General features: G+C 42.7%; 10 protein-coding genes. 9 read left to right on the top strand and 1 reads right to left on the bottom strand.

Annotated elements, in window-relative coordinates:
- Window positions 1-54: 54 nt before the first annotated feature.
- Window positions 55-858, bottom strand: coding sequence for a putative porin (locus NO992_RS10720; RefSeq protein WP_017217680.1), 804 nt, complete (start codon window positions 856-858; stop codon window positions 55-57).
- Window positions 859-1028: 170 nt separating this feature from the next.
- Between NO992_RS10720 and NO992_RS10715 the strand changes: the two genes are divergently transcribed.
- The 9 genes from NO992_RS10715 to NO992_RS10675 all read left to right on the top strand — a co-directional run bounded on the left by NO992_RS10715 (window position 1029) and on the right by NO992_RS10675 (window position 12740).
- A complete protein-coding gene (locus NO992_RS10715) occupies window positions 1029-1415 on the top strand; it encodes an STAS/SEC14 domain-containing protein (protein WP_371376897.1) in 387 nt (128 codons plus the stop codon).
- 142 nt (window positions 1416-1557) lie between these two features.
- Window positions 1558-2250, top strand: a complete 693-nt coding sequence (locus tag NO992_RS10710; protein ID WP_253106099.1) for an SDR family oxidoreductase — start codon at window positions 1558-1560, stop codon at window positions 2248-2250.
- A gap of 108 nt (window positions 2251-2358) precedes the next feature.
- A complete protein-coding gene (locus tag NO992_RS10705) occupies window positions 2359-3015 on the top strand; it encodes an ABC transporter ATP-binding protein (RefSeq protein WP_371376894.1) in 657 nt (218 codons plus the stop codon).
- Window positions 3016-3019: 4 nt separating this feature from the next.
- Window positions 3020-5473, top strand: coding sequence for an FtsX-like permease family protein (locus tag NO992_RS10700; protein WP_371376890.1), 2454 nt, complete (start codon window positions 3020-3022; stop codon window positions 5471-5473).
- Entirely contained in the window at window positions 5463-6530 is a 1068-nt protein-coding gene (locus tag NO992_RS10695; RefSeq protein ID WP_371376887.1) for a lipocalin-like domain-containing protein, read from the top strand. Before NO992_RS10700 ends, NO992_RS10695 begins: the two co-directional genes overlap by 11 nt.
- Before the next feature lie 178 nt (window positions 6531-6708).
- Window positions 6709-9987, top strand: coding sequence for an MHYT domain-containing protein (locus tag NO992_RS10690; RefSeq protein ID WP_371376884.1), 3279 nt, complete (start codon window positions 6709-6711; stop codon window positions 9985-9987).
- Entirely contained in the window at window positions 9987-10970 is a 984-nt protein-coding gene (locus NO992_RS10685; RefSeq protein ID WP_371376881.1) for an HD domain-containing phosphohydrolase, read from the top strand. The genes NO992_RS10690 and NO992_RS10685 overlap by 1 nt, the downstream gene beginning before the upstream one ends.
- A 162-nt stretch (window positions 10971-11132) precedes the next feature.
- Window positions 11133-11828: a hypothetical protein gene (locus tag NO992_RS10680; RefSeq protein WP_371376878.1), complete on the top strand. Its 696-nt coding sequence runs from the start codon at window positions 11133-11135 to the stop codon at window positions 11826-11828.
- A 225-nt stretch (window positions 11829-12053) separates the two neighbouring features.
- Entirely contained in the window at window positions 12054-12740 is a 687-nt protein-coding gene (locus NO992_RS10675; protein WP_371376875.1) for a porin, read from the top strand.
- Window positions 12741-13221 lie beyond the last annotated feature (481 nt).

The raw sequence follows: 13221 nt of genomic DNA, 5'->3' as shown, positions 1-13221 counted from the left end.
AAGAGGTGTTGAGTAGTTGGGGGAGGTACAGATGTACCTCAATCATGTGTTGATTTAGAACTGAGCAACAAAAGTTAGGTTGCTTGTTTCACCGCCGTCTGTGTCAACTACACTACCTTTAAGGTAGTAAGTGTCGTTGAAAAAGTATTTAGCTTCTACTGCTAAGTCTGAATCATATGAACCTAGACCAAGCGCAAAGTTGCGAGTGAAGTAGTAGTTTGCAAGCACGTTTGTTACGTTGTCGTCAAAACCATCAGTATCAATACGGTTGTGCTCTAAGTCGATTGTGAAGTAGCTGTCACCACCTACATGCATGAAGTAACGTGCACTTAGGTTTAGGTAATCAAATTCGTCTTCAGTTTCAACAGTGAAACCGATGTAATCTGTAGAATTTAGTTCGTGATTGTACTCAGCTTTGAACCAAGTGGTATCACCATTTTCAAACTCTTCTTGGCGAATGCTTAGCTTTAGGTTGTCGTTGTAAAGGTAACCAAAACCGAAAGAGTAATGGTCGTCAGCTTCGCCAAGATCTGCGATGCTAGCAGTTACAAACCATTCTTTAGTGATAAAGCCTTCACCACGAGCTGAGAAAGCATTTGAGAAATCATCGTTAAAGTAACTTACGCCTACGTTGCTGTCCGTATCAAGGTAGCCAAAGTCATCCCATACGCCTACTGATTCTTGAGGTGCGAAGAAATAGCGAGAAGAAAGCATCAGTGCGCGGTTGTCAGAGCCATCATAGTCATAATCTGTGTAACTAGCGGCGTTGAACCACTCTTTTTGTACGTTACCAGTGTTAGCCTGAGCTGCTGCTGAAACAAGTAGTGAAACAGCTGCGATAGATAGTAGTTTTTTCATAGTCATCCCTTTAATTTCCATATATTGAGCTACATCGACTCAACGGCGCGCATGGTAGTATTAGAAATCTGAACGGAAGCTGACAATAATGAAAAAAGTTTGGATATTGGCAAAAAAGCTGAGACTTAATTATGCTTTTTATCTATGAGATAAACATAAAGGAAGAAAACATGACGAATTCATTCCATGGTATATCAATAGGCACTGAGCGCTTTGGAGATGATATTTATCTCACACTTAAGCCTACAGGTAAACTCACTCATGAAGACTATGTTGTTATTACACCAATAATCGAGAGTGCACTTAAAGCAGTAACAGCGCCTAAAATCTATGCATTTCTTGATGCAACTGATTTTGAGGGCTGGGAGCCAAGAGCCATGTGGGATGACTTCCGACTCGCCTTTGAGCATAGCACTGAATTTGCCAAAGTAGCAATATATGGCGGCAAAAACTGGCATCGACTTGCTGCAACAATAGGTAACTGGTTTGTTACTGGTAAAGTGAAGTATTTTGATGATAAAGGAGATGCATTGAATTGGCTTAATGAACGAGAATGATTGAAGTTGAATTAAATTCATGATTTATGTGTTGTGACTCGAGACGCTAGTCACGTGTGCAAAAAGTGGATTATTCAACCTATCATCAGTATAGTGAATTTACACCATTGGCTTTTGTCATAACGGCTTAGGAGCTTCAACTGTGAAAAAAATACTGATCACTGGTGCAAACCGCGGTATTGGACTTGCGTTAACTAAAACCTATCTGCAGGCTGGTTGGCACGTGTTAGCAACGTGTCGAGACCCGCTTATTGCTTCAGAACTCAATTCTCTCGCGCCTACTTTTCCTGAGCTCCAAGTATTTGCTTTAGATGTGACCAATTTCGACCAGATGGAAGAATTAAGCGAGAAGCTAGCCCCTGTTGCCATCGATATTGTTATTAACAATGCGGGTATTTATGGGCCGAAAGACTATGCATTTGGTGAAACAGATATAGAAGCGTGGCGAGAAGTGATGGAGGTTAATGTATTTTCCACCATGCGACTCGCAGAGCTATTTTACACCCATCTTTGCAACGGCAATGAAAAGATTTTTGCGGCCATTTCTTCTAAGGTAGGTAGTCACACCATGAATACTAAAGGCGGTGGCTATATCTATCGCAGCTCTAAGGCTGCATTAAATTCAGTGGTAAAAAGCCTATCAAATGATTTACTGGGTGAAGGGATCCGCACGGTTGCTATTCACCCTGGCTGGGTCCAAACGGAAATGGGTGGCCCTAACGCGTTAATTACTCCAGATGAGTCTGCAAATGGGATCTATTCCGTGTTATCTCATTTTGTGGATGCACAAAGCGGCGGTTTTTACGACTATAGCGGTGATGCTATTCCTTGGTAGTTAAACGATAGCTAATCTGCGCTTACACGATAAATAAAAGGTTCTGGCTACTTGACGAGACAGATGCATTGAGTAGTGCCCACATAGTAGTAAAGGAATGTGCATACAGTGGTAGAAGTGCAAAATTTAGTCTTCACGCGGCGTGATGGTGACGTGAATCGAGCTGTATTAGATAAGCTTAGCCTCAGTATTGCCGCTAAAGAACAGGTCGCGATTGTTGGAGATAGCGGGTCGGGTAAAACTACCCTGATCCATCTGATTGGTGGTTTATTAAGGCCTGATAGCGGCAGCATTGTTATTGATGGGCAAAATATTACTCAATTTAATGATACCGAGCTGGCGCTCTACCGTCGTGGTTTGGGGATGATATTTCAGCACTATCAATTGCTTGCACCTTTATCTGTTTACGACAATATCGTTTTTCAAGCACAGCTCAATCAATTGAACCCAAAGCAAAGCGATGTTAAAGCGTTGGCTGAGCGCTTAGGGATTTTGCATAAATTAACAGCCTTGCCTCAGCAATTGTCAGGTGGTGAGCAGCAGCGAGTTGGTATCGCACGTGCCATGATCAACAAGCCTAAGTTATTGCTGGCCGATGAGCCGACGGGCAACTTAGATGCTGCGAAAAGCGAAGAAGTGGTATCACTTCTGCGTGAGCTGTGCGAAGAGCAAGGCGTTAACTTGCTTATGGTTACACACAGCCAACACCTTGCTGACAGGCTCGATAGAAAAGTCACCATTCAAAATAACCGTGCTTATGGCTAAAACGATGGAACGGCTGAACGCGTTATCAGAAATTAGGCTGATACTTACTGTTTTTATCCAGTTCTACAAAAGGCATCTTTGGTTGTTTTTGCTATTCGTTTTTGGCTTGTCCTTGGGTAGTGCTTTGCTTGGCTCAATTCGAGGACTAAATCAAGAAGCAACAGATCGCTATCAGCAAACCAGCGCACTTATTAACAATCCTATTAGTCACTTTGTTCGGCCAAGCGTAGGCCGCGAGATGTTGACTGCCGATGTATGGACGGCGCTTCGAAACGCAGGAGTCGTATCTGCTGAGCCTGTTTTGGAAGGCGTGCTTACCCTGCCGAGCGGGAATAGGCTTCGCATCAAAGGGGTTAATACTTTGCAATGGTTGTCTGTGCCTAAAGCGCAATCACAGGGAGGTACGTCAGGCAATCAAACCGCACCGTTACAATTTGGATTTAATACAATTTACGTATCTGACACGATGGCTCAACAGTTGTCGCTCAGTAGGCATGAAGTGATCAAGCTTCTTGATACGGATGTACACTTCGTTGTTTTATCGGAACTGACTGGTGATACCGCATTAGCCGATATTGCATTAGTTGACCATTTACTGAATTCAGCGGGTCGAATAAGTTATATAGAGATCTCAAATGCAGTATTGGATGAGACAAAGGTTAGGCAGATTATTGGTGACAAAGCACAGCTACAAAGTGCACAAGCACAGTCATTCGACTCGTTGTCGAAGGCATTTTTCTTCAACCTGCAAGCACTTGCATTCCTAGGCTACGTAGTTGGCGCTTTTTTAAGTTTTAACGCCATAAAGCTTTGTCTGCACGCAAGAAAAACACTACATCAGCAACTCACACTACTCGGATGTATTCAAGCAAATGTAGTCGCAGCAGTAGTCATTGAGGTGCTCGCCTTAAGTTTGATTGCTGCACTGGTGGGAGCAGGTGTGGCTTTCTTGGGGGCGAACTTATTGGTGAGTGAGATCTCAATGGCGTTAGAGAGCTTATTCGCGTTAGATAGACGTTTACCGGTTAATTTCAGTTGGTTAGTCGTGCTGCAAGCATTTGTGTTAAACCTTTTGGTACTTGCCAGCGTGGCCTATTGCCAAGTAAAGCCTCTTACTTTTTATAAATCTTGGCAGAGTAAAATAGTGAGTGGAAGTCTACTGGCTGTGGCCGCTGGGTATTTTTATCTGGGTAGCGAAGCGCCATTTCATGCGCTTGGGTTGTGCGTTTGCTTACTGTTGCTCTTTTTTATGATAACACCAGTGGTACTACGAGCCGCATTTAAAGGTATTCCAACTCAGCATCCATTAGTTAAATGGATGAAAGCAGATAGTGGCGAGCAGATCAGAGTACTTGCAATCAGTGTTTATGCCGTATTGCTTGCGGTTGGTACTTCCGTAGGGTTACAAATTATGGTGAGTAGTTTTAGTTCAGCTTTGCAGATCCATTTAGATGGCCGCCTTAGCGCAAATCTATATGTGAGGCCTAGCGAAGTCTCTGATGTGCAATATCAATGGCTTTTAAGCCAACAGGATATCGACAAGGTCGGTGTATTCTGGCGTGCAGAGATAAGTTATGGTCTGAGCTCACATCAACGAGATCCCCAACCTGCGAGTTTGATTAGCTTCGGTCGCTCTGGTGAACATCACTACAATCTTACGCTACTTTCGGGATCGCCTCCTAATAATGAAGTGCTTTACTATGATGTGAATAAGAACGTGATTGGGTGCCTTGCAAACGAGCCAAGCAAATTATTGTATGGCGTAAAGTTGGGTCAGCGTATTCGGTTGCAGCAAGGCAAAAAGCATATTAACTGTGAGATAACGGGTTTTTATTACGATTATGGCGAGCAGCGTGCGGTATTCGTCGCCGTGAATGACGCAATTGAAAACGCTGGGCTTAACTATGAAGCATATGGTTTTTCAATTGTTTTGAAGCCAGATATTGATACCGCTTTATTTAAGCAAAAGGTCATGCAGCAATTCCATTTAAACGACTCTCAAGTGGTTCAAAATCAGCGCTTTAAACAATACGCTACGCGTTTGTTTGAACATACGTTTTATGCAACACACGCGTTAAATTTAATGATAGTTGCTATCGCGTTATTTGGACTATGGGTATCATTACTGACACTCGGCGCCAAGCAAATTCAACCATTGGCCATCTTAAAAACATTAGGCGTTACAACTTGGCAAGCATTTGCCATTAAATTAGGGCAAAGCGCCGTTATTCTGCTTGTGAGTTTAGTGCTGGCGACGATACTTGGGGGAATGCTCGGGTGGATCTTGCTTAAATTTGTGATGCCAATTGGCTTCGGTTGGACGATCCCTTTTCTATTACCTTATCTTGAGATCGTAGTCTTTATCACCCTAATTTTTGGTTTAGCTTTGCTGGTTAGTGTACTACCTCTACTCAAACTGAGTCGTTACGATACTGCGGATCTGTTGTATGAAGACTAATTATCTTATCGTTTTATTACTGTTAATCGTGGGAGTCGGCTGCACACCGGAATTATCAGAAGTCTCTAATTCAAAAAATGATTTTTTCAATCTTGAGTTAGGCGATCCGGTCTCTCCCTCATATCAGTTAAGTTTTCCACTTGATCACGGCAGTCATCCGGACCAAGGCATTGAATGGTGGTATGTTACTGCAAACTTAAAAAGTGATTCAGGGCAAGAGTTTGGTGTTCAATGGACGTTATTTAGAACCTCAGTTGTCAGCGGTCAATATGTCAGTTCATGGTGGGATGGTGAGTTATACTTTGCGCATTTTGCAATTCAAGATAATACAAGGCACCAAGCCTTCGAACGTTATGGCAGAGCAGGACAAGTAAAAATTCAAGCAGACCCATTTATCACGCAATTAGATAATTGGTATTTGCGCAGTGAGACGGAAACATTTTTTCCGTTAACGCTTCATGCTGAGGAAGAAAACAGCCGTGTTAGTTTAACACTTAACACAAGCCCAATGGTGCTACATGGGAAGAATGGCTACAGTGAAAAAACGTCCGACGGCCATGCCTCCATGTACTACAGCTATCCTTTTTTAAGCGTCTCGGGTGAGCTTACTTTTCAAGGTGCAACACATCAAGTCAGCGGTGACGCGTGGCTCGATAGAGAATGGTCTTCCTCGTTTATCAGTAAATCACAACGCGGCTGGGACTGGTTTAGCATTCGGAGTCAAGACAGATCGAATGGTGCACTAATGGTATTTTGTATTCGTGATAGCCAACAAGTCTACAAAGATTGCCGAGGCACTGAAATTACAGCTGAGGGTAGAGCGACAAAAATAGCGCATAAGGATATTCAATTAAGTGTTTTGGAGCAGGTTTCGTTAGATGGAGTAAGCTATCCATTTAAATGGCAATTACGACTAAAGCACAGTCCTGTTATTCTGATAGAAAGTATCAATCGTGATGCGAGAAACCAGCTGACGATCCCGTATTGGGAAGGAAGAGTAAAAGTGTCCGGCGGCTATACCGGTGAAGGGTACGCTGAGCTAGTCGGATACGAATAGCCCACATTGGCTATATCGATTAACTTGTACCTATATTGTCGTTAAATTTCCTAGTGAGATAGTACTAGCTCACAATAAACATGAATTTATCCTGAAATCTTGTTTTGACAGCGCTTTTTTCTGTCAAACTCAGTCCTAGAAAGCTAGACTCTAAGAATATCTTACTATCTGTGTTGCTATGTTAAATACGTTTTTTGTAACCGATCCCGCACCAGAGTTGCTACTCAACGGAACTTATGATGCTACGCTTGTGGCGTTATCTGTGCTTGTGGCTGTTATTGCCTCATTTTTTACGCTTATCCAGATCGACTTTGCTGAGCAAAATCAAAATAGCCGTATAAATCGACTCGCAAAATTTGGCGGTGCTGTGGCCATGGCTGGTGGTATTTGGAGTATGCACTTTATTGGCATGTTAGCGTTTTCACTCTGTGTAGAAGTGGATTACGATCCTTGGCTTACTGCGGCATCTATCTTCCCCGCTTTCTTAGGCTGTTGGGTTTCGTTTGATTTGATAACTCGACCAAATGTCACACTTTCAGTTAAGGGGCTCGCCGCTGTCATTTTGGGAGCCGGTATTGGCACCATGCACTATAGCGGTATGGAAGCCATGCAGCTTGGCCCTATGCTGGGCTATGACCCTACACTTTTTGGTTTATCCATTATTGTTGCAGTGTCACTCGCTTTCATTGCAATTCAAACGAGAAGTAAGCTGCGCGATTATGTCAGTGACAACAATATCAGTGTTGTGAGGTGTTTAGGTGCTTTGGCGCTTGGGGCGTCGGTGTCGGGAATGCATTACACGGGCATGCAGGCGGCAAAATTTGTATCTGACTCACCAATCATCAGCCAAGAAATGCAAGATCAGCACACACAGTCACTCGCATTGTTTATTGCAGCTGTCAGTATGATCATTAGTGCTTTATCTGCGCTTATTCATACCGCGAGCAAGTACCGTTCGGTGGCTGCAGACAAAGCCGCTAATGAATCTAGGCTTGCGGCGATCCTAGAAACGGCCGTTGACGGGATCATCACTATCAATGGTGACGGTATCATTAAGAGCTGTAACCCGTTAGTTGAACGAATTTTAGGATGGTCTGAGGGAGAAACGCTTGGTCGCAATGTTGCGGTGTTTTTACCTAAAGAAGCGCAAACGAAAGTATCATTCGACAGCACTTACCTTGAGCAATTTAAAGGGGTTGGCCGTGAAATCAAGGCGCTACACAAGCAAGGGCATCTGGTGCCTATCCGATTGGGAATAGGAGAGGTTGAGCTAAAAGACCAAAGCGCATTTTATGTGGGTTTTATCACTGATCTAACAGCCCAAAAGCAAATGGAAAAAGCGCTGATTGAGCAGGAAACGCGTTATCGGACACTATTAAATAACATGCCTGGCGTGGCGTTTCGCTGCCGGATAGATAGCGAATGGACAATGTCGTTTGTAAGTCCCATTGTTGAGCAGCTTACAGGCTATCGAGCAGAGGAGTTTATTTCTGGGCAAGTTCATTTTGCTAGCTTGATTATTGAAGACGACAAAAGCTTAACGCACGATGTGGTTGAACAAGCACTGCAATGCGGCAAAGCGAGTTACTCGCAGGAATATCGAATATTACACAAGTCAGGCCATACCAAGTGGGTGCTGGATAAAGGTTCATTTGAATACGATCAAGCGGGTAAAGTTGAGGGTATTGCGGGCGTATTACTTGATATTAGCGAGCGCAAGAACATGGAAGACGAACTACGTGCCGCGAAAAGCATCGCTGAAAGCGCAGCGGCTTCCAAGCAAGCGTTTTTAGCGAACATGAGTCATGAAATTCGCACGCCGATGAACGCTATTTTAGGATTTAGTGAAGTACTGAGAGAGTCTGAACTGAAGCCCGATCAAAGTAAGCATGTAAATACGATACTTACCAGTGCAAAGGCGCTACTGCACTTACTTAATGATATTTTAGACTCCGCTAAGCTGGACCAAGGCAAGCTCGACCTGATTGAAAATGATTTCTGTATTTCAGAGTTACTCGACAACGTGGTATCGACGTTTTGGTATCAAGCTAAGAAAAAGGGCTTAAAACTAGAGCTCACGATGAGTCATAGTTTGCATCAAACTTATCATGGTGCTTCAGACCGCTTACGGCAAGTATTGGTTAATTTATTGGGCAATGCCATTAAGTTTACAACGCACGGCAATGTAGAGCTTAGTGTTGAGTCATCCCATGACGATTATGTGTTGTTTAAAATTGCAGACACAGGTATAGGAATTGCCAACGATAGACTAGATTCTATTTTTAACCCTTTTGAGCAGGCCGATGAGAGCATGAGTCGCCGCTTTGGTGGCACAGGCCTTGGGACGACCATTAGTCGCCAGCTAGTCGAGTTAATGGGTGGAAAAATATGGGCTCATAGTGAGCTTGGAAAAGGGTCTACTTTCTACTTTACCGTGCCTCTTAAGAAAATCGCGGCATTCACAATAGCGCAAGATGTTCATGTCGAACTTCCCCCACTAAATATCTTGGTTGCCGATGATATTCAACAAAATACCGAATTGTTGAGCTTATTACTTGAAAAGCAAGGTCATAGTATAGAGGTCGCAGGAGATGGGCTTGAGGCCATCGAAAAAGCAAAAGCGCAACAATACGATCTTATTCTAATGGATATTCATATGCCGGGTTGTGATGGACTTGAGGCGACGCGTGCTATCAAAGCATATGAACGAGAAAATAGGCAACAAGAGACACCGGTAATTGCACTGACCGCGAGTGTGTTGGGCGAGGACAGAGCCGCTGCAAAAGCTGCTGGTATGGCTGCATTTGCGTCAAAACCAGTGGTGATAGAAGATTTAACTCGCACTATTGCTGAGACGCTCAATATTAATATCGCTCATACGGCGATTGGAGTAAGGCAAACCAGCAACAAACAGCTTATAAATAGAGCTAGAGCAATAAACCTGTGGGGCAGTGAGGCTCGGTTTTTAAAAGAACTGGCGCGTTTTTGGGAAGGTAAAAGAGAAGAAGTGATAGCGCTCTTTGCGCACGAAGGTCAGTTTACGAATGATGTGCTACAGAGCATTCATACCATCAAAGGCGTTGCCGGAAACCTGGCTTTGGAGACGCTATTTGCTCTGCTAGAGCAAATAGAGCGTAAAAAGGAAATTGACGAGCGCTTGAGAGCCAAAATGGCGCTCATTATTGAAAAACTAGACGACGTGGTTGGTCTGAGTGATGAAGAAGTCGTGACCAACGCGTTGAGTGAGGGCGACGTTTTTTTGTTTAAGCAAAACTTGCCACAAGTAAAAGAGATGATAGATGAGGCGCAAGTCGAGGATGATGTGCTTGACGCATTGTTAGAGAGTGCGCCCCTTACTTACCGAAGCCAGGTAGAGGCGTTGAAACATGCATTGGATGATTTTGAATTTGAACGTGCGGAGGAAATTCTCGCACAATTAATGAGTGCTGATGTGTAATGATAAATGACCACAAGCCTCTGATCCTAGCTGTTGACGATGAAGCGACAAATTTGCAAATTCTAAAGCAAACGCTGGGCAATCAATATCGTATGAAGTTTGCAAAGTCAGGAAAGTTGGCGCTGGAGCTAGTAGATAAAGAACTACCTAACTTAATTTTACTCGATGTTATGATGCCAGAAATGACAGGTTTTGAAGTCTGCTCCAAATTAAAAGAAGACCCTACCACGGCGAGGATCCCGGTGATTTTTGTGACCGCCTTGAGTGAAGAGTTTGACGAAGCTCGAGGCTTTGAGTTAGGTGGTGTTGATTACATCACAAAGCCTATCAGCCCTGCTATAACTAGAGCGCGAGTGAAGACGCACTTGTCTTTAGTTAGTGCTACTGAGCTTAAAAGTGCATACGTTGAATTGATGCAGCGGCTCGGTCAGGCGGCGGAATACAAAGACAATGAAACAGGCCAACATATTGCAAGAATGAGCCGCTACTGCTTTGTGCTTGCTAAAGCTTGTGGTTTACCGGAAGCGTATGCGGAAGATTTGATGCTCGCTGCCCCGATGCATGATATTGGTAAGGTTGGTATCGCCGACAGCATTTTGCTGAAACCCGGACGTTTAGATGCCGAAGAATATGAGGTGATGAAACAACACGCTGAGCTGGGTGCAAATATACTCGCGGACTCTGATTCAAAACTCGTCAAGCTTGCATATTTAATGGCAATGGAGCACCACGAGAAATTTGATGGAAGCGGTTATCCAAAAGGATTAAAGGGGGAAGAAATCTCACTTGAAGGGAGGATCTGTGCGCTTGCGGACGTGTTTGATGCACTTACTTCAAAGCGCCCATACAAAGAGGCTTGGCCTATTGAAAAGGCATTAGCCTTCATTCATTCTGAAAGTGGTAAGCACTTTGACCCAAAATTAGTTGAATTACTCGATGAAAAGCTACCGGAAATCTTAAAAATTAAAGCGCAGTATGGCTGAGGGGAGTTAATCTTCGCTGGCTAATTGAAGATTAATGCTTGTGAGAATAGAGAGAGAGTAGTAAGGCATTTTTAAGTTGCCTATATTGTAAAGCATTTGCCATGCGAATAATTTGTATCTATATTGGGTTCTAATCATGGAACTATCAACAAGGATACGATTGTGAATTCAGTTTCAATTATGGCAATAAGTCTTACCGCCATGTTAGCTTCACTACCTAGCAGCGCCAGTTCAACAAATTTTATGGAGCTTGGGTTTGGTCGGTTAGCGTTCGATAACGTCAGTGAGATTGAGCCTAAAGGCTTTGTCATTACTGCAAATATAGAGTTTGGTGGGCTTTACCTGGAAGGCTCTTCTGCTCTGATGGCTGATGACGTCGCGGTTACCGGAATAGTTTATGGTGCAGAAGAAGACGTATTAACTACATTAGATTTCGATGTTGACTCTAGAGCTTATACCTTATTGGCCGGTAAGCAGTTCGATTTGAATGATAATAGCCTTATTGATATTTATGGCGGTTATTCTAGGCATAGATTGGAGGTAGCTTATTCAGGCTTAGTCAATACGACGTACTATGATGGTTACACCAATAAAGAGCTTATATTATTTCTTGACCAAGGGGAAAATGAGTCAAGTGATCATTATCATTTAGAAGCTGCTTATGACTATACACATGTAGACCTTAATTTTAGGGTAGGTGTTGGCTTTGAGCGGATCCAGGATGATGTAAGTGAGAATAATTTAGTGTATCTGGCAGAGGTTGGATATCGTTTTACCAATAATATTTCCGCAAACGTGAGCTATAGAAATGCTGAGGTCTACAATACCCTCAGTCTGAATTTGAGGTATAGCTTCTGACTACAATGCCCTTGTCATGCCGTTAATCTTGTTGTGAACGGCATAACATCCACTTCCAAAGCGCCTAGCTAATTTTCTTCCTCTTGGTTTACGACACTGAGTTGAACTCGAGCAAGTTAACGGTTTGATTAATGGTAACAAACTTTGTTACAAAGTCATTTTGTATTTATATGTAATTTCAGTAGTATGCGCCACGAATTAAATACGAGAATGATGGAGTGGATCGTGAATTCAATTTTAAAGCAAGTGGCATTAGTATCTGCATTATTTGCATCAACAGCTAGCCTAGCAAACTCAACAGACTTCGTTGAACTAGGTTATGGAAAAATTACGCTTGATGGTGTTGATGAATTCAAGCCTACGGGTATCGCAGTTACGGTAAACAAGGCATTTGACGGCTTTTATCTTCAAGGTACTTATGCTGCATTAAGTGATGACTTTAAAGGTACTTCAATCGAAAGCGATTATTACGCAAATATAGAAACAACGATTAAAGTTGAGACAGATTTAAACTATCTTACTCTTTTAGTTGGTCATCAGTTTGATGTAACAGATGCTGGCTTCGTCGATGTATATGGTGGTTATTCAAGATACAAATTAGAACTGGATTATTCAGGCATCGCAGATATTGCTTACAACGATGGCTACAGTTATCAAGACAGCTTCTCTGATAAAGAGAGTGACACGAGCGATCATTACCATATTGAAGCTGCCTACGAGCATTCATTCGGAGCTCTGAATGCACGCGTTGGCCTTGGTCTAGAACGTATTCAAGAAGATGAAAGCGAAACTAACTTTGTATACTTAGCCAAGCTGAGTTACCAATTTACCGAGAGCATCTCGGCTAATGTTAGCTACATAAATGCAGACGAATACGATAACTTTGGTGTAAACCTAAGATATAGTTTCTGATATCACGGTTATTAAGGTCGGCAGACCCTAGATAAGATGCGGTTTCTTTTAGTAGAAATTGCATCTAAAGCAAAATGCATGTTCTAATCCAAACTTTCGCTACTATACCTGTTAACACCAAGCTATTATTTCTTTGACATTCGTGTTCATCTCTTCGAATTTTCCTATCAAATTAAGCTTTTTGCATCGCACCCAGCATGTAATACCAATTAGTTAGTTCATTCCTTATCCAAACCTCAGGTTAAATAAATTAATATTAAAAGTTTTTTTATTCTAGAAACACTTAAACGTGCAACAAAACCTTGTTATGCTCCGACCTTTACTATGTAGATAGATAAGGAGATGATCATGAATTCTACAGTTAAGTTAGCTGCTTGCCTTTCAGTAGCTTTGGTAAGCTCAGGTGTAGTGGTCAACTAATTCCGGACAGTGAATTAAGTTTTTCTTCTGCTACTGCTGGAGCTTGCATATCGTTATGACT

Origin of the sequence: Pseudoalteromonas sp. DY56-GL79, from assembly GCF_041414765.1 — a bacterium.
Classification (GTDB): Bacteria; Pseudomonadota; Gammaproteobacteria; order Enterobacterales; family Alteromonadaceae; genus Pseudoalteromonas; species Pseudoalteromonas piscicida.
Note: the sequence above shows the minus strand (reverse complement) of the source record. Positions and strands in the feature narration are given on the sequence as shown.

Excerpts from the sequence above, each read along its gene's own strand:
- NO992_RS10720 (WP_017217680.1), bottom strand. The coding sequence starts at position 858 with ATGAAAAAACTACTATCTATCGCAGCTGTTTCACTACTTGTTTCAGCA.
- NO992_RS10715 (WP_371376897.1), top strand. The coding sequence starts at position 1,029 with ATGACGAATTCATTCCATGGTATATCAATAGGCACTGAGCGCTTTGGA.
- NO992_RS10700 (WP_371376890.1), top strand. The coding sequence starts at position 3,020 with ATGGAACGGCTGAACGCGTTATCAGAAATTAGGCTGATACTTACTGTT.
- NO992_RS10695 (WP_371376887.1), top strand. The coding sequence starts at position 5,463 with ATGAAGACTAATTATCTTATCGTTTTATTACTGTTAATCGTGGGAGTC.
- NO992_RS10690 (WP_371376884.1), top strand. The coding sequence starts at position 6,709 with ATGTTAAATACGTTTTTTGTAACCGATCCCGCACCAGAGTTGCTACTC.
- NO992_RS10685 (WP_371376881.1), top strand. The coding sequence starts at position 9,987 with ATGATAAATGACCACAAGCCTCTGATCCTAGCTGTTGACGATGAAGCG.